This window comes from Micromonospora antibiotica, assembly GCF_017599305.1.
Taxonomy (GTDB): domain Bacteria; phylum Actinomycetota; class Actinomycetes; order Mycobacteriales; family Micromonosporaceae; genus Micromonospora; species Micromonospora antibiotica.
Genome location: NZ_JAGFWR010000009.1, coordinates 173,850 through 197,599, shown reverse-complemented (window position 1 = coordinate 197,599; position 23,750 = coordinate 173,850). Strand labels below are relative to the sequence as shown.

Below are 23,750 nucleotides of genomic sequence, written 5' to 3'. Positions count from 1 at the left end.
TGCTCGGAGCGACTACGGTCGATGCGCTGCTCCGCGTTTGTATACCGTTGTCGCCAACGTTGTAAAGGATCTCTCGCGCGATTCGGTCCGGTGGCGGACGCGGGAAGGAGCCCACGTGCGGCACCGACTGAAGGACGTGGCCGAACGGGCCGGGGTGTCGGTCAAGACCGTGTCGAACGTGGTCAACGGCTACCAGCACGTCCGCCCGGCCACCCGGGCCCGGGTCGAGGCGGCCCTCGCCGAACTGCGCTACCGGCCCAACCTGTCGGCCCGCAACCTGCGCAAGGGCCGTACCGGCGTGATCGCCCTCGCCGTGCCGGAGCTGGACATCCCCTACTTCGCCGAGTTGGCCCGGCACGTGGTGGCCGCCGCCGCCGACCACGGCTGGACCGTGCTCATCGACCAGACCGGCGGTGGCCGGGAACGGGAACGGGTCGCCGCCGCCGGCATCGGCGACCACCTGATCGACGGTCTGATCTTCAGCCCGCTGTCGCTGACCGCCGACGACCTCACCGACCTCGACGGCGTACCGATGGTGCTGCTCGGCGAGCGGGTGGACCACGGCCCCGCCGACCACGTGGTGATCGACAACGTGACCGCCGCCCGGGAGGTGACCGCCCACCTGATCGGCCTCGGCCGCCACCGGATCGCCGCCGTGGGCGCGCAACCCACCCCCGAGGGGGCCGGTGCCCGCCTGCGGCTGGCCGGCTACACCGCCGCCCTGACCGAGGCCGGCATCGGGTACGACGAACGCCTCGTCGCCGCCACCCCGGCCTGGCGTCGCGCCGACGGCGCCGCCGCCCTGCGCCACCTGCTTGCCTCCGGAACCCGCCCGGACGCGGTGTTCTGCTTCAGCGACACCCTCGCCCTCGGCGCGCTGCGCGCCCTGCACGAGGCCGGCCTGCGGGTCCCCACCGACGTCGCCGTCGCCGGCTTCGACGACATCGAGGACGGGCGGTTCAGCGTCCCCACCCTGACCACTGTCGCCCCGGACAAGGAACGGATCGCCCGGCTCGCCGTGGACCTGCTCGCCGGCCGGCTGGGCGGGGACCGGGACGCGCCACCCCGGGAACTCACCGCCCCGCACCGCCTGACCCCCCGGGAGAGCACCGCCTGACGCCCGCCCTGCCCGCTCGCCCCGCCCTGCCCGTCCGGGGCGGACCTGCCGTCCGGGGCGGACCTGCCGGCTGGGCCGGATCGGGTCGCTGGGCCGGAGCTGTGGCCCGGCCGGTCAGTCGAAGAAGCGGGCCAGGTGGGCCGGTGCCGGCGGTGGGGCGTCGACGGGCAGCGGGGTCAGATCGGCGAAGATGGACGCGCCGTCGCAGCCGGCGTGCAGCGGATGCCAGCGCGGGGTGCCCGGCGGGCGCTGACCGCAGACCCCCTTGATCGTCTGTACGTCCAACAGCCGGACGTGGGTCGGGTCCGCCACCGCGTTGACGTGCCCCCACCAGGGGCTCATCACGTGCAGCACGCCACCCGGGCGGAGCACCCGGTGGCACTCGTCCAGCAGCGGCAGGAAGTCGATCAGGTGCTCCAGGATGTGCACGGTGAAGATGACGTCGACGGAGTCGTCGGCCAGCGGCAGCGACCCGGACAGGTCCGCCACCGCGTCCACCCCGGGGGCCGGGAAGATGTCCAACCCCAGGTTCGTCGGGTACTGCTTCTGGCCGCCGCAGCCCAGGTCCACCACCACCGGGTCCCGGCCGTCGACCCGCACCCGCCCCCACACGCCGTACACCCCGGCCAGCCGGCCGACCAGCTCGCGGACCAGCCGCAACTGATCAGGTTCGGCCACCTCCCCGCTCAGGTGGGCGACCCCCCGGTCGAACCGCACCTCGACGCGGAGCCCACGTAACCGCTCGTCGTGGCGGGCCTGCTCGGCCCAGGCCGCTTCGAGGAACCCGTCGAGCGCCCGCAGCCGTTCGGCCGAGGGCGGTGCCTGCGCCAACGCGACCATGGCCACCTCCCGCCGGCCGTTACCCGCTCTCCGGCCCCGCACACCAGTCGCCGCCAACTCTCGCCGCTCTGCTGCCCATCGCCGAGCCGGTGCCCGGGGCGGACCCCACCGTGACCGTGACCGTCCAGCCGGGCGATGGCTCCGGGCGCGGAGCGCGTACCCGTGGGTCAGCCGCCGGTGCGGCGGGTGGGCCGGCCGACGGCCCGGATGCGCTGCCGGGGCGCACCGGCCGCCTTCGGCCGCTTGAGGTGATAGCGGTGCAGCTCGTTGTGGCCCTCCAGGGACGGGTCCTCACTCATCCCGACAAGCTCCCAACCCTGGTCACCGGCCCGGTTCAGGTGCGCCAGCGCCGTGTCGCCGTAGGCGGTCACGTCGGTCATCGAGCCGTCCGGGCCGTACCAGACGAAGACGACCTCCCAGCTGAGGTCGGAGGCGGTCGGCTGGCGACGGCGCACCAGCAGCGCGTACTCCCATCTGAGCATGACCCATTGTCACCCGGCGGTCGTCGGGCGGCACGGATCAGTCCTCGGCGATCCGCCCGTCGGCGACCCGCAGCCGCCGGTCCACGCTGACCGCCTCCAACATCCGCCGGTCGTGGGTGACCAGCAGCAGCGTCCCCGGATAGCCGGCCAACGCCGACTCCAACTGCTCGATGGCCGGCAGGTCGAGATGGTTGGTCGGCTCGTCGAGCACCAGCAGGTTGACCCCCCGGCCCTGCAGCAGCGCCAGCGCCGCCCGGGTCCGCTCGCCCGGCGACAGCGTCGCCGCCGGCCGCAGCACGTGCGCGGCCCGCAGACCGAACTTGGCGAGCAGCGTCCGCGCATCCGCCGGCATCATCTCCGGTACGGCGGCCCCGAACGCCTCCAGTAGCGGCTGGTCGCCGAGGAACAGCCCCCGGGCCTGGTCGACCTCGCCGACCACCACCCCCGGCCCGAGCGCGGCGTGCCCGGCGTCGAGCGGCAGCCGACCCAGCAACGCGCCGAGCAGGGTGGTCTTGCCGGAACCGTTCGCCCCGGTGATCGCGACCCGGTCGGCCCAGTCGATCTGGAGGTTCACCGGCCCCAGGGTGAAGTCGCCCCGTCGGACCACCGCGTCGCGCAGCGAGGCCACCACCGCACCGGCCCGGGGCGCTGCGGCGATCTCCATCCGCAGCTCCCACTCCTTGCGGGGCTCCTCGACCACGTCGAGGCGTTCGATCAGCCGCTCGGTCTGCTTCGCCTTGGCCGCCTGCTTCTCCGTCGCCTCGGCCCGGAACTTCCGGCCGATCTTGTCGTTGTCGGTGGCCTTGCGGCGGGCGTTCTTCACACCCTTCTCCATCCAGGCCCGCTGGGTGCGGGCGCGGGCCTCCAACGCGGCCCGGGTGTCGGCGTACTCCTCGAAGTCGGCGCGGGCGTGCCGGCGGGCCACCTCCCGCTCCTCCAGGTAGGCGCCGTAGCCGCCGCCGTAGTGCCGCACCTGCTGCTGCACGAGGTCCAGCTCCAGCACCCGGGTCACCGTCCGGGTCAGGAACTCCCGGTCGTGGCTGACCAGCACCGTGCCGGCGCGCAGGCCGGTGACGAACCGTTCCAGCCGGTCCAGACCGGCCAGGTCCAGGTCGTTGGTGGGCTCGTCGAGCAGGAAGACGTCGTACCGGCTGAGCAGCAGCGAGGCCAGCCCGGCGCGGGCCGCCTGACCACCGGACAGGCCGGTCATCGGGTGGTCCAGGTCGACCGTCAGCCCCAACTCCGCGGCCACCTGCTCGGCGCGTTCCTCCAGGTCCGCCCCGCCGAGGTCGAGCCACCGCTCCAACGCCGCGGCGTACGCGTCGTCCGCCCCGGCCGTGCCTGCGGTGAGCGCCTCGGCGGCGGCGTCCAGGGCCGCCTGCGCCCCGGTCACCCCGGTCCGTCGGGCCAGGAAGTCGCGGACCGTCTCGCCCGCCCGCCGTTCCGGCTCCTGCGGCAGATAACCCACCGCGGCCCCCGGCGGGCTCACCGAGACGTTGCCCTCCTCCACACCCTGCAACCCGGCCAGCGTACGCAGCAGCGTCGACTTGCCCGCCCCGTTGACCCCGACCAGCCCCACCACGTCCCCGGGTGCGACCACCAGATCAAGGTCACTGAAGAGCATCCGCTCCCCGTGCCCGGCGGCAAGTCCTTTGGCGATCATCGTGGCGCTCATGAGGCCCCGAGCCTATCGCCCGCCGCTCCCGCCGTTCCCGCCGCTCGTCACCACCGTCATCGGGTCTCCCGGGCCGGTGGTCGGGGTCGGGGCTGGGTCGGTGGTCGGGGGCGGGCTGTCGGCGCCGGTCGGCAAAAGGTGGGGGAGGGGCGGGAGGAACGGGGCGGGTGGGGCAAGGTGAGGGGGTGGGATTGACGCTGGCGGTCGACTGCGGTGGCGGAGGCATCAAAGGATCGGTGCTGGACGGGGGTGGCAACCTGCGGGCACCGGTGATCCGGGTGGACACCCCGTACCCGTTGCCGCCCGAGTTGTTCGTCAAGACGCTGGTGGAGCTGGCCGGCCGGCTGCCCCCGGCGGACCGGGTCACGGTGGGGATGCCGGGCATGATCCGGCACGGGGTCGTGGTGGCCACGCCGCACTACGTGACCCGGTCCGGGCCGCGCAGCCGCGTCGACCCGGACCTGCTCGCCGAGTGGTCCGGGTACGACGCCCGCCGGGCCGTCACCGAGGCGTTCGGGATGCCGGCGCTGGTGCTCAACGACGCCGAGGTGCACGGTGCCGGGGTGGTCGCCGGCACCGGCTGCGAACTGGTGCTGACCCTCGGCACCGGGCTGGGCAGCGCGCTCTTCGACGGTGGGCGGCTCGCCCCGCACCTGGAGCTGTCGCACGCCCCGGTCCGCTGGGGCACCACCTACGACACGTACGTGGGGGAGCCGGAGCGGCGGCGGCTCGGCGACGCCTTCTGGTCCCGGCGGATCCGGCAGGTGGTGGACGGGCTGCGCCCGGTGTTCCGCTGGGACCGGCTGTATCTCGGTGGCGGCAACTCGCGGCTGATCCGCCCCGAGCAGGTGGCCCGGATGGGCGACGACGTGGTGATCGTGCCCAACACGGCCGGAATCGTCGGTGGTGTCCGGGCCTGGCAGTTGACCGGCGAACGGGACGACCCGGCCTCCTGAGCCACAAGTCGACCCCCAGGAACACTCGCGGTACGCCCGGTGTTGTGCCAGCGTCGGAGCAATGGCGACGTGACGCGAGGGGGTGGGTCGGGATGGATCTTCTGGCGGAGTACCGACGGGCGACCATGTACTTCGAGATGGGTGACCCGAGCGGAGCGGTCCGGCTGCTGGAGCCGATCGTGGCGGCCGAGCCCGGCAACTCCTCCGTACGTCAGCTGCTGGCCCGGGCGTACTTCCAGACCGCCCAGCTCGGCCGCGCCGAGGAGCAGTTGCGGGAGTTGGTCGACCGGGACCCCAGCGACCACTACGCCCACCACGTGCTGGGCCGGACGCTGGAGCGGCTCAACCGCTACCCGGACGCGCTGCGCCACCTGCGTATCGCGGCGGCCATGCACTCGACCAACGACGACTACGTGACCGCGCTGCGCCGGGTGGAGAGCCGGGTCGGCAACGGTCGCTGAGTCCTGATTACGCCGGGCCGGGGGCGGGGTTTTCTACCCTTCCCCCGGCCCGGTTCCGCGTCTGGTCCAGGCCAGGAAGCGGTCGAACAGCTCCGCCGGGGTCGGTACGGCGTTCGGGTTGAGGGTGACCAGGTCGCCGGTGGCGTCGTACAACATCCCGGCCATGTGAACGGACAGCCCGACCCGGTCCCGCCGGTATTCGAGGAGCAGCAGCAGCCGGGCGGGCTGACACGGCCAAGGGGCGGCGCACACCCGGCACAACCAGAGCGGTCGCATCGGTACGTGCGGCCGTACGGCCCCGCCTGGGCGGGCATGCACCTGGGAAACGTTCAGCGGTTTCACCGTCTCAGGGTGGTCGCTACGCTACCTACTAGTCAAGGCCCTAGTTGGGTGTTGCCCAACTAGGGCCTTGCCCAGTGGGGAGGTGTCTAGCCTCGCGTTCATGGGCCGGCATCTCATGGGCGCGTACGAGATCCGGATGAGGCTGGGCGTGAGCAGGCAACGCGTCGAGCAGTTGATGAAGCGCCCCGACTGGCCGAAGCCCTACGAGTCGCTCGCCACTGGTCGGATCTGGCGTACCGAGGACATCGAGGCCTGGATCCGTGAGCACCGGCCGAACCTGCCCGACGAAGCCTGAGCCTCGCCCCGACGCCTGTCGGCCTACGATGGGCCTGCCATGGCGGCTGCGCAGGTGGGGGAGGCGGGATGAAGCTCAAGCTGGACCTGCACGACATCTTCAACAAGGGTCACGACATCGACCGCGCCCTGCGCGGGATCATGGACGAGGCGGTGGCGAAGAAGGCCACCCTGGTCGAGATCATCCCGGGTAAGGGGTCCGGCCAGCTCAAGAAGAAGGTGCTGCGCTTCCTCGACCAGAAGGACGTCAAGCAGCTCTACCACCGAGTCGAGAAGGACTCCAAGAACTTCGGCCGCCTCTTCGTCCATTTCCGCTGGAAGTAGCGTGCCCTAGAAGGACCGGTACACCTCTCTGCGGTGGGCGATTCGTACGACTGCTATCAAAACCTGGTCGTCCAGGATCAGGTAGACGATCCGGAAATCGCTGACCCGGATTCGCCACTTGGTATCGCCACCGGACAGCTTCACGCAACCAGCGGGCCGAGGGTCGACTGCCAGCTGATCGATCGCGGCACCGATGCGGACCTGAGTGGGGCGATCGAGCTTGGCCAGTTCGCGCGCCGCAGCATTGGTGAGCTCGATCTTCCATGTCACAGGTCGAGTTCCCGCCTGACCGCGCTCCACGGCTGCGTCGACTCACCAGCACGCATCGACGCCAGTGCGTCGTCGCAGGCCTGGGCGTCCTCCTCGTCGATCACCTGTTCCAGGATCTCGTCGAGCCGCGCAAGCTCCTCACGAGCCGAGGCGCGCAGAGCGGGTGTCCGGTTCGGGTTTCTGGCCACCGCTCCCAGATACTGTCTGATCTTCTCAAGACCCTGCGGATCGAGGGCCGTCGGTGGCCCCATCGCCGCCACCCGCTGCCCCTGACGAGTCAGGTAGACGACGTTGCCATGCTCAGCCGCCTCGACGGCCTCGGACGGCGGACCGGCATGAGGCGGAACCTCATACTCGAACGCGTGTGCGGCGGTCATGGAGGTCATGGTAACGCTGGACTGCCCCGGAGCTGGACAACCAGCTGAGGCGGTGTCGGCTGGAATCCGTCAGAGGGTTGAGTCAGCCCAGCCGGGTGACCCGCTCCTACATCCTCACTGTCAGAGGTCCAGGACGGCGACCGTCTCTCCTTCGCTCTGCTCGCCGGTCGGCCGGAAGCCCAGCTTCAGATAGAAGTCCTCCGGCCCGCCCTCGCGGGGCACCCAGGTGACGAACGCCCGGTTGCCGCCACGGGCGCGGATCTCCGCGCACACCGCCTCGACGGCGAACCGTCCGTAACCCTTCCCCTGGGCGTCGGCCGCGATGTTGAGTTTCCAGAGGCCGGACCGGACATCATCGGGGTTGTCGCCCCACGCGTAGTCGAGGAAGGCCATCAGGAAGCCGACCAGCCGGTCGCCGTCGAAGATCAGCCTCGGCCAGGCGATGTCCGGGAAGACGTACGCCTCGGCGAGTGACTTGACCACCGGTCCGACCAGATCCTCCTGATCGGGGCGCACCGACAGCTTGAGCGCTGCCTCGTAGTTCTCCGGGGTGACCTTCTCCAGCCGCATCCTGCGGACCGTAGTCCGCCCTGCCGGTCCAGGCGACCCATTATCTGCGGTCATCGGTAATCGGCTGCCTTCGCCCACGTCGTCAGAGCGGATAGGTGCGGGCAACCACACGCATCGCCGAGTTGTGACTTCACCACCCCTAGGTTGTCGCCGAGACCCCGAAGCAGGAGTTCGGGAGTGATAGATGCGAGAGGGTGAAGCCAGGGATTCCCGAATTGCTTGGACTACGCGCCCCTCGTGATGTGAGCTGCGGCGAACTGGGCGCCAATGAAAAGTATCCCTGTGGGCAGTAGGATGAGTAGCACCTTGTATGCGGCGGTGCGCCGGCCGACAGTTTCGCCGAACACTGCAGTCAAACTTATGAGGGTGACGATACTGGTGTAAGTGAGAAGAACGGTCGTCGGGACCCAGTGAGGCATGGCAGTATCTCCGTCCTGAACAGCTCTGGGGCTGCCTGTCTGGTTGGTCCGAACCGGGGAGCCCTGTGAGTCGTTTTGTGAGGCATGGAGGTCGTCAGCGACGCCTTGCAGTTCATGGATTGGTTCGGCGGCGTCCAATCCAACGCAGCGTCAATGCTTGTTTTGGAACGCTGCGTAGAATGTCCAGCACGTAGGCGGCGCGATGCCACCAACGGGCGTTCTCGGCACTTAGGTCGTATAACTCACCTTGCCACTCCTCCAGCCATCGTGTTCGTGCTGAAGCGGGTAGTAGAAAGCTCAGTAAGCCCAAGATCGAGGCTCCCAGTGGAGTTGCCGAGGCGGCTCCAGCCGGACCTAGGCGCGGACCTTCCGCTGCCTTCCTACCCCTCGTTGCAATTGCCAGGGAAAGTGGCCTACGTGGCACCCGCCGTCTGCCGCGATACCTATCGGGCTCGCTACTAAGCCGTTGGCGCATTACTTCGACCCCCCGCTAATGCGGTGTATCCCTAAGATGCGACAGGACCTCGTCAAGGCGGGCACATCAGTAGCCCGGTTGAGGACGAAGTCGCCCAGCAGTGGAGACGTCTCTGGCGCGGGTGGAGGTATCGGCTAGAGCGAGGCGGGCGGTTTCGACGCCCCCCGGGGCGAACTGGTAGTACCGTCGCCGAGGCCGCCCTTGATCCTCGTGCTCAGCGGGATCTTCCCAATGGGATTCCACCCAGCCGGCCTGCTCAAGACGGGCGAGAATTGGATGGAGGGTGCCCGACTTGAGGCCGGTCTCGCGAGCAATGTCACGGCCCCATCGCGGGTCGGCGGGCGTGGCAAGTAGGGCGCGAATCACTGCCACGGTCTGCGGTGTGAGGCGTGGCGTTTCTGGCATGGCTCGACTCTACCTAGATAGGGTATCGATGTCTACCTAGGTTGCTTGCTTCGGTGCGCCGGGTCAGCCCTGTGCGCGAATTTGGCGAGATGATCGAGGCCTGGCACCTGCTGAAGGACGCTCCTATGCCGCGTCAAGTGGGTGGGGTGGGGTTTCGAGGCGTCGGTAGAGGTCTCGGGCGACGTAGCGTTTGAGGCAGCGTTTGATCTCGCGGTCGGCTTTGCCTTGAGCACGGCGGCGTTCGGCGTAGGCGCGGGTGGTGTGGTCGCGTTGGAGGCGGGTCAGGACGATGGTGTGTAGGGCGCGGTTGAGTTGGCGGTCGCCTGAGCGGTTGAGCCGGTAGCGGGTGGTCTTGCCCGACGATGCGGGGATGGGGGGCGGTGCCGGCGAGCATGGCGAACGCTGCGTCGTTGCGGCAGCTTCCGGGGTGGGACCAGGCGGTGAGCACGGTGGCGGCGACGATCGGTCCGACGCCGGTCAGGTGCAGCAGGTCCGGTCGCCAGGAACGCACGATCGTCCGGATTGCCTTCTCGTGCTCCAGGGCTTCGGCTTCGAGGAAGCGGACGCGGCGGGCGAGGTCACGTAGGACGGTCAAGCTCCTGAAGACGTCCACCTCCGCGCTGGTGGTGGGACGTAGTCGGGTGGCGGTGGTGAGCATGAGGCGGGTGCTCTGGCCGCGGAAACAGGCTCGCACGACCTCGGGTGAGGTGATCATCAACGCGTGCAGTTGCCGCTGGGCGTCGGCGCTGGCTCACAGTCAGGTCAAGGGGCGTCGCCGATGTTGGTGCCAAGCGTCAGAAGGAATAGGTGCGGGCGACCGCCAGCATCTCCGAGGTGTGCGACCCGGCCACCCCCACCCCCGCCGGCCGTGCCCGGAACCCCGGCAACGCCGTCAACCCGTCGCTGGCGTCCATCGCCCGCAGCGCCACCTTGGCTGCCCGGGGCCGCACGGTCAGGGTGATCTCGACACCCTCCGGCGGCGGGGCGTGGAAGACGATCCCGAAGCCCCACCGGTCCAGCGACGCCTCCTCGACGGTCGGTTGCCGCCCGACGGGCACGTCCCGGCCGGCCACCTCGGCCCGGGTCACCTCGGCGGTGGTCGCGTCCACGTGCAGGGTGGCCAGCCGGACGGTGCGCTGGGGGAGCAGTCGTAGCCGCAGGGTGCGCAGCCCACCGGCGGTGGTGTCGGCCAGTACCTGCACCGTCGGCGCGGGCAGGTTCGCCGCCGGTGCCACCCCGGTACGCATCGACTCCCTACCCAGGCCGGGGAACGCTGCGCCCAGGTACTCGCTGAAGTGTGAACCGGCGTGCTCCTTGGTCCACGGCTGAGGTTCCTCCTCGCGGGTGATCCACTGCGCCTCGTTGGTGTCGGCGTCGAGGGCGTACATCAGGTGGGTGGGCACGGGGTGGTCGGCGTCGAAGCGGTCGACCGCCAGGCCGACCCCGGCGAACAGGGTGGCGGCGAGCGCGGCGGCGACGGCCGGCAGCGCGCCGAGCCGACGGCCACGGGCGGCGACCCGGCGTCGCTCGTCGTCGGCGGCCGGGTCGACCGCGCCGCGTTCGTCGTCGGCGGTCGGGCCGGGCAGCCCGGCGGCCGGGTGCAGCAGGTCGAGCACCGGCAGCGCGGCCAGCCCCAGCAGCACCGCGAACAGGGCCGCCACCCCGCCCATCGCCATCCCCAGCGCGGGGAAGAGCAGCACCACCGTGGGCAGCAGGATCACCACGGCGACCGCGCCGGCCAGGGTCACCGCGACCACCGGCCACGGGCCGTCGATCCGGCACCGCAGCGCCACCAGGCCGGCGAGCGCGCCGGCCAGCGCCGGCAGGGTGGCCAGGTACGCCCCGCCGGGCACCAGCGCGGCCAGCACCACACCGAGCAGGGCCAGCCAGCCCAGCCCGCCGACGGCCGGCGCCGCCGGGCCGACCCGGCGGCGGGTCAGCGCATACCAGGCGAGCAGGATCGCGGCGGCGAGCGCCACCACCGCCAGCCGGTACCAGACCGGCCGGTACGGGTCGAGCAGCTCGGCGTAGCCGGGGCGCAGCGCGGTGATCCCCGCCCAGAGTAGTTGGGCGGCGACCGGGGCGGCCACGATCGGCACCAGCGCCAGCCCGAACCCGGCGAACAGGCGACCGGTGCCGGCCCGGCCGGTGTGCCGGACCTGCCAGCCCAGCACCAGCACCCCGAGCACCGCCAGGGCGGCCAGTGGCCAGGTCAGCCAGCCGGGGTAGCGGACCAGCCCGCCCGGCACCGGGAAGTAGGTGGCGTCGTGGCCGGACTTCAGCGCCGTCAGGTCGGCGCGGCCGAACTCCCGGGCCAGCCCGAGCGCGTTGTCGCCGTGCATCTGGAGGCTGCCCCGGTCCATCGCCGCCGGGGTGTCCAGCGGGGTGTGGTAGATCGCGCCCCCGTCGATGTACGCCGCGTTCAACCCGACGAAGTCGTGGTCGAGGAAGGCGGTGAAGTCGGTGTCGTTGGGCAGCGCCCGGTAGATCTCCACGGCGAACGAGGTGCCCACCGGGTGCGGTGCGCCCCGACCGAAGGCGGCCACCAGCTCGGCGTTGTTCCGGGACGTCTCGAACATGATCACCGGCCCGGTGGAGCCCCGCGCCTCCAGGTTGAGCACCACCCCGCCGTCGGCGGCCAGCGGGTGACTCGCCGCGAACGCCGCCGCCCCGCACAGGCACGCCTCCTCGGCGTCGGTCAGCACGAACACGACGTCGTTGCGGGGCCGGGGACCGGCGGCCAGCGCGCGGGCCACCTCCAGCACGGTGGAGGTGCCGGCCGCGTCGTCGTTGCCACCCGGGCCGGTCTGCACCGAGTCGTAGTGCGCCACCAGGAAGACCCGGCCGGTGGAGGCGGTGCCGGGCAGTCGGGCCACCACGTTGCGGACCCGGGCGAAGGTGGCGCCGCCGGCCGCCCCGCTGAGCTGCCCGGCCTCCGGGGCGACGGTGTCCTGCACCTCGGTCTCCAGGCCCAGCCCGCTCAGCACCCCGACCAGGTGCTCACGGACCTGGTCGTTGGCGGCGCTGCCGGCCGGGTGCGGGCGTTGCGCCACCGTCTGCACCGTCCGGTACGCCCGTCCGGCGCTGAACTCGTCGGCCGGGGCGTCGACCGGTCGGGGCGTCGGGGTGGCCAGGGTGACCAGCATCGCGGCACCCACCGCGACCAGCGCCAGCAGGGCGGCCAGGGCGGCGAGCGGACGACGCCGGGGCCGGGCCAGCGCCCGGTCGGCGGCGGAGGCGGGGGGTGCGCCCACGGGAACTCCTCGGGGGTGGTGCGGAGGTGGTGCACCATCCTGCCCCCGCCGGGGCGCAGCCGGGGCGTACCGGAACCGAACCGTGACGCTGGCCGCTGCCCGGACGCTCACCTGGTGACGGCCTTGCCCGGGAACGCCCGGACCGGGCGGACCGTGTTGTGTGCGACCGTTGTCTAATACAGGATCAGCAGGGCACTCGGAAGGAGCCCGACATCACCAGCGAACTCCCGCGTCTCGCGGCGGTGACCCGGTCGCACCGGGGGCCTGGCTCGGCCGGGCCCTCCGTCGCGCCGTACCCGCACGGCGGGCTGGGGCCGCACCCCAACCTGCCGCCGGGTGAACGGCTGCGGGTGCTGCTGGTCGAGGACGACGAGGGCGACGCCTTCCTGGTCGGCGAGCTGCTCGCCGAGACCAACTCGATGATCGACCTGCTGGTCGCCACCAGCCTCAGCGAGGCCCGGCGGCGCATCGCCGGCGTCGACTGCGTGCTGCTCGACCTCGGGCTGCCCGACGCGCAGGGCCTCGACGGGCTGCGCCGGGTGCTGGAGATGTCCAGCGGCGCGGCGGTCTGCGTGCTGACCGGCCGCTCCGACGAGCACCTCGGCATCGTCGCGGTCGCCGAGGGCGCCCAGGACTACCTGGTCAAGGGGCAGGTCGACGGGGTGCTACTGACCCGCGCCCTGCGCTACGCGGTGGAACGCAAACGGGCCGACGAGAACGCCCGCCGGCTGCGCGAGGTCGAGCTGCGCCAGGCCGAGTCGGCCCGCCTGGAACGGGGCCTGCTGCCCCAGCCGCTGATGACCACCGACGAGGTGGCGGTGCACACCTTCTACCGGCCGGGCCGGCACGCGGCGCTGATCGGCGGGGACTTCTTCGACGTGGTGCAGACCCAGCCGGACCGGGTCGACCTGATCGTCGGCGACGTCTGCGGGCACGGGGTGGACGAGGCCGCGCTCGGCGTCGAGCTGCGGGTCGCCTGGCGGGCGTTGATCCTGGCCCGGGTGCCCGACGACGAGGTGCTGCCCGCCCTGGAACAGGTGCTGATGAGCGAGCGCCGGCTCCAGGAGATCTTCGCCACCGTCGCCACCGTCCGGCTCGACCTGGCCGCCAACCGGGCCACCGTCCGGCTGGCCGGTCACCCGCCGCCACTGCTGCTGTCCGGCGGCAAGGTCGCGCCCGTCCCGGCCCGTGGGGGCCTGCTGCTCGGCGTACGACCCCGCCGTCCCGTCGCGTTCGACCTGGAGTTCGACACCGATGACTGGTCCCTGCTGATGTACACCGACGGCCTCATCGAGGGGCGGGTGGGTGACGGCGACGACCGGTTGGACGTCGACGGGCTGACCGGCCTGCTCCAGGAGCGCGCCAACCACGCCGTGCCGCTGTCCGAGCTGCCCGCCTGGCTGGTCGGTCGGGCCGAGCAGATCAACGGGGGGCCGCTCGCCGACGACGTCGCCATGCTGCTGGTCAGCCGGGGCGGTGGCCGGTGAACACGTACCGCCGGGGGTGGACCCTGCGTCGTCGGGTGCTGGCGTTGCTGGCCGTGGTCGGCGTGCTGCTGGTCGGGTTGGCCGTGGCCGAGGCGGTGGTGGCGGCGAAGAACCGCGCCTACACCGACGCGCTGCTCACCCGCACCGGCCCGCTGCGGGTGCAGGGGCAGGAGATGCTCAACGCGCTGCTCGACCAGGAGACCGGCATCCGGGGGTACGCGGTCAGCGGCAACCGTGCCGACCTGGCCCCGTACGAGCAGGGGGTGCGGCAGGAGCGCGACGTGGCCGCCACGATCGCCGACCTGAGCCGTGACTATCCGGCGGTCGCCGGTGCGCTGCGCACCGCGCAGCAGCAGGCGGCGGACTGGCGGCGGACGGTGGCCGAGCCGGTGATCGCGACCACCGGGAGCAGCGGCACGGCCGCCGGCCAGGCGTTGATCACCGCCCAGGCCCGGCAGGAGTTCGACCAGATCCGGGCGTCGGTGGGTGACCTCCAGGCGGCGATCCTGGCCGAGCGGGAGAAGGGCGCCCGGGACATCGAGCGGACCGGCAACATGCTGGTGATGCTGCTGATCGTCGCGGCGGTGGTGGTGGTGCTCGCCGGCACCCTGATGCTGCTCTCCCTGGAGCGGATGGTGATCCGGCCGCTGACCGGCCTGGCCCAGCAGGTGCGGGAGGTCGCCGCCGGTGACTACCAGCACCACATCGCCGGGACGGGGCCGCCGGAGTTCCGTCGGCTCGCCGACGACGTGGACGTGATGCGGCAGAAGATCGCGAAGGACCTGGCGGAGGTGCGGGCCGCCCGGGAGAACATCGAGTGGGTCAACAGCCAGTTGCAGAAGCAGGCCGAGGAGCTGACCCGCTCCAACCGTGACCTGGAGCAGTTCGCCTACGTCGCCTCGCACGACCTGCAGGAGCCGTTGCGCAAGGTGGCCAGCTTCTGCCAGCTGCTCCAGCGACGGTACGCCGGTCAGCTCGACGAGCGGGCCGACCAGTACATCGCGTTCGCCGTCGACGGCGCGCAGCGGATGCAGCGTCTGATCAACGACCTGTTGGCGTTCTCCCGGATCGGCCGGCTCACCACCGGTTTCGTCGACGTCGACCTCAACCGGGTGATGGGCGACGTGGCCAGCCAGACCGAGCCGGGCAGGCAGTACGCCGACGCCGAGCTGACCTGGGGCGAGCTGCCGGTGATCCGGGGCGAGGAGCCGCTGCTCACCAACCTGCTGGTCAACCTGGTCAGCAACTCGGTGAAGTTCCGCCGCCCGGACGTCACGCCGAAGGTGCGGGTCTCGGCCCGGTTGGTCGACGCCGAGTGGGAGATCACCTGCGAGGACAACGGCATCGGCATCGAGCCCGAGTTCGCCGACAAGATTTTCGTGATCTTCCAGCGGCTGCACGCCAAGGACGCCTACCCGGGCACCGGCATCGGCCTGGCCATCGTCAAGAAGATCGTCGAATATCACGGCGGTCGGGTCTGGGTGGACACCGACCGGGCCGAGGGGACCGCGATCCGGTTCACCCTCCCGGCCCGGCCGGAGGACGTCGAGGCGGCGAAGGCCGCCGCCGAGGCGGGCCCGGCGGCGGCAACCGGTGCGGACGCCCCGGCAGGGCCCGACGGGGACGCCACGGTGACGCCCGAGGGAGACGCCCCGGCAGGCTCCGACGGGGACGCCCCGGCAGCGCCCGACGGGGACGGCACGGCGACGACGTCCGACGACGACGCCGCGTCCCGCCCGGCCGGGGACACCGGGCCGGCGGACCGGCCGATCCCGGTCGGCCGACAGTCGGGCGGCACGCAGGACGAGGACCCACCCGGCGGGCCGCCGGGGCACGGCACCACGGGTGGTACGAAGGAGGGGGTGGGATGACCGCGCCGGCGGACGGCAAGAGCCCGATCGAGGTCCTGCTGGTCGAGGACGATCCGGGTGACGTGCTGATGACCCAGGAGGCATTCGAGGAGCACAAGCTCCGCAACCGGCTGACCGTCGTCTCCGACGGCGCCGAGGCGCTGGCCTACCTGCGGCGCGAGGGCCGGTACGCGGACGCGGTGACCCCGGACCTGATCCTGCTCGACCTGAACCTGCCGCGCCGCGACGGCCGGGAGGTGCTGGAGGAGATCAAGAACGACGAGCAACTGCGCCGCATCCCGGTGGTGGTGCTCACCACCTCCCAGGCCGACGAGGACATCCTGCGCAGCTACCAGTTGCACGCCAACGCCTACGTGACCAAGCCGGTGGACTTCGAGCGTTTCATCTCGGTGGTCCGTCAGATCGACGAGTTCTTCGTCAGCGTGGTGAAGCTGCCGCCTCGTGGCTGACCAACTGCTCGCCGACGTCGGCACGCTGCTGCGGGAGACCGCGGCGGACGTGGTGTTGCCGCTGTTCCGCAAGCTGGACGACGCCGACGTCATCGAGAAGGCACCGGGTGACCTGGTCACCGTCGCCGACCAGCGGGCCGAGGAGCGGATCTCGGCGGAGTTGCGCCGGCTGCTGCCGGGGTCGCTGGTCGTCGGCGAGGAGGCGGTGGCCGCGGACGGGTCGTTGCTGCGGCACCTGCGCGGCGGCGGCGACGTGTGGGTGGTCGACCCGGTCGACGGTACGGGCAACTTCGCCGCCGGCCGCCGACCGTTCGCGCTGATGGTGGCCCTGCTCACCGACGGTGAGCCGGTCGCCTCGTGGGTGTTCGACCCGCTGGCGGAGACGATGGCCGTGGCCCGGGCCGGGGCCGGGACCCGGTTGGACGGCCGGCCGGTACGCAAGACCCCGGTCGTGCCGCCGGAGCGGCTGCGGGGCACCGCGATGGTCCAGTACCTGCCCCGGGCCACCCGGGACCGGGTGGCGGCGGGCGAGGGCCGGATCGGGGAGCTGCTGCCCGGTCAGCACTGCGCCGGCCGGGAGTACCTCGACCTGCTCACCGGTGACCAGCAGTTCGTCCTGTTCTGGCGGACCCTGCCTTGGGACCATCTCCCCGGTGCGCTGCTGGTGCGCGAGGCGGGTGGGGTGGCCCGCCGCTTCGACGGCACCGACTACCACCCGGCCGACGACGGGCATGGGCTGCTGGTCGCCTCCGACGAGCAGACCTGGCACGAGGTCCGCGCCGCCCTGCTCGGCGACTGACCGCCCACCGCCTGCACGTTCGTGGGTGCCGGGCGGTGGGGCCGCCCGGCCGGTGTGGCGGGTCGCCGGGCGTGGGACGGACGGGCCGCCCGGCCCGGGTGGCGGGGTCGGTCGAGCCGGGCGGTGGGCCGCCCCGGGGGTGGCTGAGGGATCGATGAGATGGACTCTCGGCGACCGGCTCGACACGCCGTGTCGAGCGTTGCTGTCCGGTGTCGTCACGGGCCTGGTCACCGGGCGTGATTGCGGTAGTGTGACCGGCGGTCTCCGCCCCCAGGCCGCCAACCGGGGCCGGCGGGACCGCCGCCGTACCGGCCCTGTGGCGGGCGTCGGCGGCAGAGGGAAGGACAACCTCCGTGCCCAGGACCAGCCTGACCCGGCCACGCGTGCGTCGGCCGTTGACCGTGCTGCTCGCCGCGCTGGCGCTGCTGCTCGGTGTCGGCGCGGTGCCCGCCTCGGCGGAGCCCGGTGAGGGTGGCACCAAGCAGCTCAAGGATGCGCTGACGGCGGCGGCGAAGGGGCACATCGAGGCCAAGGCCAAGCTGGACAGCTCCAAGCGGCGGCAGACCGCGCTGGCCGCCGAGTTGAAGGTGGTCGAGGGCCGGTTGGGTGAGCTGACCGTCCAGGTGGGCGAGGTGGCCGCGCAGTCCTACCGGGTGGGCCGGTTGACGCCGACGTCGATGCTGCTCAACACGGCAAACCCGGAGGCGTTCCTCAAGCGCGCCGCCGACCTGGACATGATGGCCCAGCGGGACGGCAAGCAGCTCCGTGCCCTCGCCGAGGCGCGGCAGACCGCCGCCGAGGCCACCCTCGCCATCAACGCCGAGGTCCGCGAGCAGCAGAAGCAGCTCGCCACGCTGGCGAAGAAGAAGCGGGACGCCGAGCGCGCCCTGGCCACCGTCAGCTCGGGCAGCAGCGCCGGCTTCAGCGGCGGGTCGAGTTCGGCCGCGCCGGCCCCGCGCAACTCCGACGGGTCGTGGCCGGGCGAGTCGTGTTCGGTGAACGACCCGACCACGTCCGGCTGCATCACCCCGCGCACCCTGCACGCCATGCAGCAGGCCAAGGCCGCCGGCTACAAGCGGTTCGTGTCCTGCCACCGCAGCGGCGGGGGCGGCGAGCACCCGAAGGGTCGGGCCTGCGACTTCTCGGCCGCCACCAGTGGCTTCAAGGACGAGACGGCCACCGGCGGGGACAAGGCGTACGGCGACAGCCTGGCCAACTACTTCAAGAACAACGCCAACCGGCTCGGCGTGCTCTACGTGATCTGGTACCGGCAGATCTGGATGCCGAACACGGGTTGGCGGGCGTACAGCGGGTCGGGCAGCCCGGCCGCCGACCACACAAACCATGTTCATCTTTCGATGTACTGACCGTGGGGCCCAGGAACGGGACGTAGCATCGCGACGGTGAGCAGCTCATCGTCCGACGTCGTGACCGCTCCGACGCCTCCCGCGCCGGTTCCCTCCCGCGCCCTGCCCAACGGGCTCGCCGCGTTCCTGGTCTTCTTCGCAAGTGGCGCGGTGCTGGTGTTGGAGACGGTCTCGTTGCGCCTCGTCGGCCCGTACGTCGGGGTGACCCTCCAGGTGACCAGCTCGGTGATCGGCATCGCGTTGGCCGCCATCGCGTACGGGGCGTGGACTGGTGGTTGGCTGGCCGACCGGCGGGACCCGCGCGGGCTGCTCGCCCCGGCGCTGATCCTGGCCGGCATCGCCGCCGCCGTCACCCTGCCGGTGGTCCGGTACGCCGGTGAACTGCTGCGCGGCGGTGCGGTCAGCGGCATCCTGCTGCTCACCGCGTTGGCCGTGTTCGTGCCGGCGGCGCTGCTGTCGGCGGTCACCCCGCTGGTGGTGAAGCTGCAACTGGCCGACCTGCGGCGCACCGGGCAGGTCGTCGGGCGGCTGTCCGGCATCGGCACCCTCGGCGGCATCACCGCCACCCTGGTCACCGGGTTCGTGCTGGTGGCGGCGCTGCCCAGCACCGTCATCCTGATCGGGCTGGCGGCGGCGCTCGGGGTGGTCGGGCTGACGCTCGGGGTCTACCTGCGCCGGCAGGAGGCGGCGGGGCTACCCGGTCCGGCCCGGCTGAAGGCCACCCTGGCGGTGCTCGGGTTGGTCGCGGCGGGGCTGAGCGCGGTCGCGCCGAACCCGTGCGACGTGGAGACCGCGTACCACTGCGCCCGGGTGGAGCGTGATCCGGCCCGCGACGGTGGGCGCACCCTCTATCTCAACTCGGCCCAGCACTCGTACGTCGACCTGGACGACCCGACCCACCTGGAGTACGAGTACACCCAGTGGATCGGCGCGGTCGCCGACGTGGCCGCCCCGAAGGGGCAGCGGCTGGACGCGCTGCACCTGGGCGGGGGCGGGTTCACCATGCCCCGCTACCTGAGCGCGACCCGGCCGGGCACCGACAACGTGGTCTTCGAGATCGACGGCGAACTGGTCGAGCTGGACCGGCGCGAGCTGGGCGTCCGCACCGGGCCGGGGCTGCGGGCGGAGGTGGGCGACGCCCGGATGCTGGTCGCCGGGGAGCCGGCGGACAGCCGGGACCTGGTCGTCGGGGACGCCTTCGGGCACCTGGTGGTGCCGTGGCACCTGGCCACCCGGGAGATGGCGGCGGAGGTCGACCGGGTGCTGCGCCCCGGCGGGATCTACGTGCAGAACGTCATCGACTACCCGCCGGGTCGGTTCATCCGCTCGGAGCTGGCCACGGTGGCCGCCGAGTTCGAGCATGTGGCGTTGGTCGCGCCGCCCGAGGCGATCGCCGGGCGGCAGGGCAGCAACTTCCTCATCGTCGCCTCGGACGCGCCGCTGCCGCTGGACGCGCTGCGGACCCGGCTGGGCACCGTGGCGAAGATCCCCGACATGGTCGCCGGCAGCGAGGTGACCCGGTTCGTCGACGGGGCACTGGTGTTGACCGACGACTACGCCCCGGTGGACCAACTGCTCGCGACCGCCTGATCGGGTGACTTTCCTGACCGATTACGACCATCGAGGTGTAGGTCGGGCCGTCCCGGGCAACTCGGTCGACCATGGGTGCAGGAGTCCGGAACGCAGCCCAGCTCCTCGGTGAGCGGTACCGGCTGATCGAGCAGCTCGGCGCGGGCGGCATGTCCGTGGTGTGGCGCGGCTACGACCAGGTGCTGGGCCGGCAGGTCGCGGTGAAGGTGCTCGCCTCCCGGCTGGCCACCGACCGGGCCTTCCGGCACCGGATCAGGATCGAGGCGCAGGCCGCCGCGCGGCTCTGCCACCCCAACATCACCAACGTGTACGACTACGGCGAGTCCGAGCAGGTCGGGCTGACCGTGCCGTACGTGGTGATGGAGCTGGTGGACGGCGGTCCGCTCACCGCGCGGCTCGGCCGCGACGGGCAGCTGCCCTGGCGGGAGGCGGTGACCATCGGGGCCGAGGTGACCTCGGCACTGGCCACCGCGCACGCCCGGGGGGTGGTGCACCGGGACGTAACCCCCGGCAACGTCATGTTGACCGCGACCGGGGTGAAGGTGGTCGACTTCGGCATCTCGGCGCTGGTCGGGGAGAGCGAGAAAGGGCCGGACGGCACCCTGCTCGGCACCCCCGCCTACCTCGCCCCGGAGCGCCTCGACAACGGCCAGGTCTCCCCGGCCACCGACGTGTACGCCGTCGGGCTGCTGCTCTACCGGATGCTCACCGGAAGGCTGCCCTGGCAGGCCAGCACCACCACGCAGATGCTGCGGGCGCACATGTACCACGACCCGGAGCCGATGCCCCCGGTACGCGGGCTCCCCGACGAGGTGGTCGAGCTGGTCGGCCGCTGCCTGGCCAAACGCCCGGAGGACCGGCCGGCGACCTCGGAGGTGGCGCGTACCCTCGCCTCGGCGGCCGGGATGGTCGCGGCCGTGCCGGTGTCCCCGGCCCCCGGGCGGCTCGACCCGGCGTTGCTCGCCAACGCCGGCACCACGATCCTGCCCTGGTCGGCCGACACCGACGCGTTGCCCTTCTCGGGTCGGACCCGGAGCCGCCGAGCCGCCACCCGCCGCCGCCGGATCGAGGCCGGGGTGGCCGCCGCGAGCCTCGTCGCCGTCACCGCGGCGATCTGGGGGGTGACCTCGCGCAGCCCGGCCAGCGGCGGTGTCGAACCGCCCACCGAGGCCCGGATGGGGTTGCCCGACACCATCCCCTGCGAGGTCGAGTACGCGCTGCGCAGCGACTCCGGCAAGGACTTCGCCGCCCAGCTCACGCTGACCAACACCGGTCCCCGGGAACTGCGGGACTGGACGGTGAGTTTCGCCTTCCCCGGCCAGCAGGTCGTCACCGGGCCCACCCCCCAGGTGCGCCAGGAGGGGCGTCTGGTCCGGGTCACCGCGGCGGCCGGCCGTGCCGCGCTGGCCCCGGGCGGGTCGGAGAAGCTCGCCCTGACCGGCCGGTACACCGGCGGCAACCCGTTGCCGTTGGAGTTCGCCGTCGGCGATTCGAGCTGCGGGGTGCGGGTATCCGGGGTGGCCGGCAGCGCGCCCGTGGTGAAGCCGCCGACGGTGAAGAAGCCACCGGCGAAGAAACCGGCGAAGACGTCCGGCAAGGGCGGGTCCGGCGCGGCCGGCCCGGCGAAGCCCAAGCCGAAGTCCGAGAAGCCCGCCAAGGGGCCCGGCCCGGCGGCGGGCAAGGGGGCGGGTGCGACCAAGGGAAAAGCGGGAAGGTGACGGGGAAGGGAGGCAAGGGCGCAGGTGGCGGCCCCTTCGGGGGCCCGGGTGGCGGTCCCGGCACGGGGCCCCGGGGCTGAGGCCGAGGGCTGCGACCTGGTCGCGGCGGGCGGACGGTGCGGTCAGCGTAGGGCCGCGAACCGCTGCACCTGGGCGATCCCGCCCTCCACGACGAGGATGCTGCCCGGCCCGAGCACCGTGTCCGGGTCGGCGTACCGGAAGCGTTCCCCGGCCGGTTTCGCGCCGACCACCATCACCCCGTAGCGTTCCTGCACCGCCAGGTCCCGCAGCCGGTGACCGACCAGCGGCGGGGGGACCGGCACCTTGGCGATGGCGAAGTCGTCGCCGAACTCCATGAAGTCGAGCATCCGGCTGACGATCAGGTGGGCCACCCGTTCCCCCGTCTCCGCCTCGGGGAAGACCACGTGGTGGGCGCCGACCGAAGCCAGGATCTTCGCGTGCTTGCGGGAGGTGGCCCGCGCCCACACCTGCGGTACGCCCACCTCGGTCAGCGCCAGCACGGTGAGCACGCTGGCCTCCACCGAGGCGCCGATGGCGACCACCACCCGGGAGAACTCGCCGACGCCGAGCTGCCGCAGCGCCTGCTCCTCGGTGGCGTCGGCCTGCACCACCCGGTCCAGCGACGCCGACCAGCGTTGCACCCGGTCGGGGTCGCGGTCCACGGCGAGCACCTGGTGGCCGAGCCGGGTCAACGCCCCGGCCAGGTGGCAGCCGAACCGGCCCAGCCCGATCACGGCGATGTCGCCGTCGCCCTCACCCCTAGCCGACAACGGGTTGCTCCTTCGGGTAGCGGTACAGCCGGTGCCGGGTGTTCAACGCGATCGCCGAGCCGAGGGTGAGGGGGCCGATCCGCCCGATGTACATCAGCACGGTCAGCACCAGTTGCCCCGACGCGGGCAGGTGCTGGGTGAGCCCGACGGTGAGGCCGGCGGTGCTGAACGCCGAGGTCACCTCGAACAGCGTCTCGTTGGCCCGGACGTCGGTGGTGAGCACCGTCAGGCCGAGCGTGCCGACGGTCACCAGTGCGACGCTGAGCAGCGCCACCGTCAGCGCCTGGCGTTGGCTGGCCACCGCGATCCGGCGGCGGCCCACGGTGACGTCCGGCTCGCCGCGCAACTCCGCCCAGATGACGAAGCCGAGCAGGAAGAACGTGGAGACCTTGATCCCACCGGCGGTGCTGGCGCTGCCACCGCCGATGAACATCAGGGCGACGAGCAGCGGGTAACTCTCCTCGCGTAACGCGGCCACGCCGATCACGTCGAATCCGCCGGTACGGCTGAGCGCGACCTGGGTGAACGTGGCGAGCAGCTTGCCCGGGGTGTCGTAGGTGCCGATGGTGAACGGGTTGTCCCACTCGGCGGCGAGCAGCCCGACGAACCCCACGGCCACCAGCACCACACTGCCCCAGATGGTCAGCTTGGTGGCCACCGCCCAACGGGCCGGCCTGCGGCGTCGGCGGAACGCCTCGAACAGCGCGGGGAAGCCCAGCCCGCCGACGATCCCGCCGAACGCCAGCGGCAGCGCCACCCACGGATCACGGGCGAAACCGACCAGTCCGTCGGTGTAGAGGGTGAAACCGCCGTTGTTGAACGCCTGGATCGAGTGGAACGTCCCCGACCACAGCGCCCGGCCCGGCGGGTAGTCGTAGGCGAGCCGGAGCCGGGCGGTCACCACCGCGGTCATCACCAGCTCGCAGCCGAGCACCGTGCCGGCGATGCGCATCAGCAGGCGACGCAGGTCGGCGGAGCCGTACTCGGCCGTCTCGGCCTGCACCAGCAGCCGGTTGCGCAGCCCGAGCTGCCGGGTGACCGCCAGGCTGACCAGGGCCGCACCGGTGAGGATGCCCAGCCCGCCGACCTGGGTGAGCACGGTGATCATCACCAGCCCGAACCCGTTCCAGTAGTTCGGGGTGTCGGTGACGGCCATGCCGGTGACCGAGACCGCCGAGGTGGCGGTGAAAAGCGCGGTCACCAGCGGGGTGTAGCGGTGCTCGCTGGTGGCCCAGGGCAGCATCAGCAGGCCGGTGCCGATCGCGATCGTCACCAGGAAACCGAACGGCACCAGCCGGACGGGGTGACGAAGGAACCGGCGCACCACACAATCCTGTCGACTACGGCGCGACCGGGCCGGTGAATCGCGTATCCCGGGCCGGTGCCGGCTTCCGCGCTCGTCTCCCCGCAGGGTTCA

General features: G+C 72.1%; 24 protein-coding genes and 1 pseudogene. 12 read left to right on the top strand and 13 right to left on the bottom strand.

From position 1 onward, the window contains the following. Window positions 1–115: 115 nt before the first annotated feature. Complete coding sequence (locus JQN83_RS18075; RefSeq protein WP_208568294.1) at window positions 116–1,117, top strand: LacI family DNA-binding transcriptional regulator; 1,002 nt, start codon at window positions 116–118, stop codon at window positions 1,115–1,117. 114 nt (window positions 1,118–1,231) lie between these two features. Here JQN83_RS18075 and JQN83_RS18070 read toward each other — a convergent pair whose 3' ends face one another. From JQN83_RS18070 to JQN83_RS18060, 3 genes are all read right to left on the bottom strand, one after another. After that, window positions 1,232–1,957, bottom strand: a complete 726-nt coding sequence (locus JQN83_RS18070) for a methyltransferase domain-containing protein (protein WP_208568293.1) — start codon at window positions 1,955–1,957, stop codon at window positions 1,232–1,234. Between the two features lie 167 nt (window positions 1,958–2,124). Next, on the bottom strand, window positions 2,125–2,439 hold the full coding sequence (locus tag JQN83_RS18065; protein WP_208568292.1) for a hypothetical protein: 315 nt from the start codon (window positions 2,437–2,439) through the stop codon (window positions 2,125–2,127). 37 nt (window positions 2,440–2,476) lie between these two features. Continuing rightward, window positions 2,477–4,114: an ABC-F family ATP-binding cassette domain-containing protein gene (locus tag JQN83_RS18060; protein WP_208568291.1), complete on the bottom strand. Its 1,638-nt coding sequence runs from the start codon at window positions 4,112–4,114 to the stop codon at window positions 2,477–2,479. Between the two features lie 185 nt (window positions 4,115–4,299). Between JQN83_RS18060 and JQN83_RS18055 the strand changes: the two genes are divergently transcribed. Both JQN83_RS18055 and JQN83_RS18050 read left to right on the top strand, forming a co-directional pair. Continuing rightward, on the top strand, window positions 4,300–5,070 hold the full coding sequence (locus JQN83_RS18055) for an ROK family protein (RefSeq protein WP_208568290.1): 771 nt from the start codon (window positions 4,300–4,302) through the stop codon (window positions 5,068–5,070). 92 nt (window positions 5,071–5,162) lie between these two features. Further along, the gene (locus JQN83_RS18050; protein WP_088644718.1) at window positions 5,163–5,531 is read left to right on the top strand and encodes a tetratricopeptide repeat protein; all 369 of its coding nucleotides are present in this window, start codon (window positions 5,163–5,165) and stop codon (window positions 5,529–5,531) included. Between the two features lie 33 nt (window positions 5,532–5,564). Here JQN83_RS18050 and JQN83_RS18045 read toward each other — a convergent pair whose 3' ends face one another. Then, entirely contained in the window at window positions 5,565–5,783 is a 219-nt protein-coding gene (locus JQN83_RS18045) for a hypothetical protein (protein WP_307799401.1), read from the bottom strand. Window positions 5,784–5,973: 190 nt separating this feature from the next. Between JQN83_RS18045 and JQN83_RS18040 the strand changes: the two genes are divergently transcribed. Beyond that, complete coding sequence (locus JQN83_RS18040; protein WP_067315487.1) at window positions 5,974–6,168, top strand: helix-turn-helix transcriptional regulator; 195 nt, start codon at window positions 5,974–5,976, stop codon at window positions 6,166–6,168. Window positions 6,169–6,236: 68 nt separating this feature from the next. After that, window positions 6,237–6,491, top strand: a complete 255-nt coding sequence (locus JQN83_RS18035; RefSeq protein WP_067315484.1) for a Smr/MutS family protein — start codon at window positions 6,237–6,239, stop codon at window positions 6,489–6,491. Window positions 6,492–6,497: 6 nt separating this feature from the next. On the opposite strand, the gene JQN83_RS18030 is transcribed toward JQN83_RS18035, so the two are convergent. From JQN83_RS18030 to JQN83_RS18005, 7 genes and pseudogenes are all read right to left on the bottom strand, one after another. Then, entirely contained in the window at window positions 6,498–6,761 is a 264-nt protein-coding gene (locus JQN83_RS18030; protein WP_208568288.1) for a type II toxin-antitoxin system RelE family toxin, read from the bottom strand. Next, window positions 6,758–7,138, bottom strand: a complete 381-nt coding sequence (locus tag JQN83_RS18025) for a hypothetical protein (RefSeq protein ID WP_208568287.1) — start codon at window positions 7,136–7,138, stop codon at window positions 6,758–6,760. The genes JQN83_RS18030 and JQN83_RS18025 overlap by 4 nt, the downstream gene beginning before the upstream one ends. A gap of 120 nt (window positions 7,139–7,258) precedes the next feature. Beyond that, window positions 7,259–7,708, bottom strand: a complete 450-nt coding sequence (locus JQN83_RS18020; RefSeq protein WP_208568286.1) for a GNAT family N-acetyltransferase — start codon at window positions 7,706–7,708, stop codon at window positions 7,259–7,261. A 960-nt stretch (window positions 7,709–8,668) separates the two neighbouring features. After that, window positions 8,669–9,007 carry a PadR family transcriptional regulator gene (locus JQN83_RS18015; RefSeq protein WP_208568285.1) on the bottom strand — a complete coding sequence of 113 codons (339 nt, stop codon included), beginning with the start codon at window positions 9,005–9,007 and terminating at the stop codon, window positions 8,669–8,671. Between the two features lie 123 nt (window positions 9,008–9,130). Next, on the bottom strand, window positions 9,131–9,379 hold the full coding sequence (locus JQN83_RS34365) for a transposase (protein ID WP_357019613.1): 249 nt from the start codon (window positions 9,377–9,379) through the stop codon (window positions 9,131–9,133). Between the two features lie 16 nt (window positions 9,380–9,395). After that, a pseudogene (locus tag JQN83_RS34360) lies at window positions 9,396–9,665 on the bottom strand (hypothetical protein); the annotation flags it as partial. 136 nt (window positions 9,666–9,801) lie between these two features. After that, on the bottom strand, window positions 9,802–12,261 hold the full coding sequence (locus JQN83_RS18005; protein ID WP_208568283.1) for a M28 family peptidase: 2,460 nt from the start codon (window positions 12,259–12,261) through the stop codon (window positions 9,802–9,804). A 242-nt stretch (window positions 12,262–12,503) separates the two neighbouring features. Here JQN83_RS18005 and JQN83_RS18000 point away from each other — a divergent pair, with 242 nt between their 5' ends. The 7 genes from JQN83_RS18000 to JQN83_RS17970 all read left to right on the top strand — a co-directional run bounded on the left by JQN83_RS18000 (window position 12,504) and on the right by JQN83_RS17970 (window position 21,542). After that, entirely contained in the window at window positions 12,504–13,748 is a 1,245-nt protein-coding gene (locus JQN83_RS18000) for a PP2C family protein-serine/threonine phosphatase (protein WP_208568282.1), read from the top strand. Beyond that, a complete protein-coding gene (locus JQN83_RS17995) occupies window positions 13,745–15,619 on the top strand; it encodes a sensor histidine kinase (RefSeq protein ID WP_208568281.1) in 1,875 nt (624 codons plus the stop codon). Before JQN83_RS18000 ends, JQN83_RS17995 begins: the two co-directional genes overlap by 4 nt. Continuing rightward, a complete protein-coding gene (locus JQN83_RS17990; RefSeq protein WP_067310481.1) occupies window positions 15,616–16,068 on the top strand; it encodes a response regulator in 453 nt (150 codons plus the stop codon). Before JQN83_RS17995 ends, JQN83_RS17990 begins: the two co-directional genes overlap by 4 nt. Next, complete coding sequence (locus tag JQN83_RS17985) at window positions 16,061–16,867, top strand: inositol monophosphatase family protein (RefSeq protein WP_208568280.1); 807 nt, start codon at window positions 16,061–16,063, stop codon at window positions 16,865–16,867. The genes JQN83_RS17990 and JQN83_RS17985 overlap by 8 nt, the downstream gene beginning before the upstream one ends. A gap of 353 nt (window positions 16,868–17,220) precedes the next feature. Continuing rightward, entirely contained in the window at window positions 17,221–18,234 is a 1,014-nt protein-coding gene (locus JQN83_RS17980) for a coiled-coil domain-containing protein (RefSeq protein WP_208568279.1), read from the top strand. 36 nt (window positions 18,235–18,270) lie between these two features. Continuing rightward, a complete protein-coding gene (locus tag JQN83_RS17975) occupies window positions 18,271–19,824 on the top strand; it encodes a fused MFS/spermidine synthase (protein WP_208568278.1) in 1,554 nt (517 codons plus the stop codon). Between the two features lie 71 nt (window positions 19,825–19,895). Beyond that, on the top strand, window positions 19,896–21,542 hold the full coding sequence (locus tag JQN83_RS17970; protein WP_208568277.1) for a serine/threonine-protein kinase: 1,647 nt from the start codon (window positions 19,896–19,898) through the stop codon (window positions 21,540–21,542). A 122-nt stretch (window positions 21,543–21,664) separates the two neighbouring features. Here JQN83_RS17970 and JQN83_RS17965 read toward each other — a convergent pair whose 3' ends face one another. Both JQN83_RS17965 and JQN83_RS17960 read right to left on the bottom strand, forming a co-directional pair. Beyond that, window positions 21,665–22,333: a potassium channel family protein gene (locus JQN83_RS17965; protein ID WP_244252651.1), complete on the bottom strand. Its 669-nt coding sequence runs from the start codon at window positions 22,331–22,333 to the stop codon at window positions 21,665–21,667. Next, the gene (locus tag JQN83_RS17960) at window positions 22,323–23,657 is read right to left on the bottom strand and encodes a TrkH family potassium uptake protein (RefSeq protein ID WP_208568276.1); all 1,335 of its coding nucleotides are present in this window, start codon (window positions 23,655–23,657) and stop codon (window positions 22,323–22,325) included. The genes JQN83_RS17965 and JQN83_RS17960 overlap by 11 nt, the downstream gene beginning before the upstream one ends. Between the last annotated feature and the right edge of the window lie 93 nt (window positions 23,658–23,750).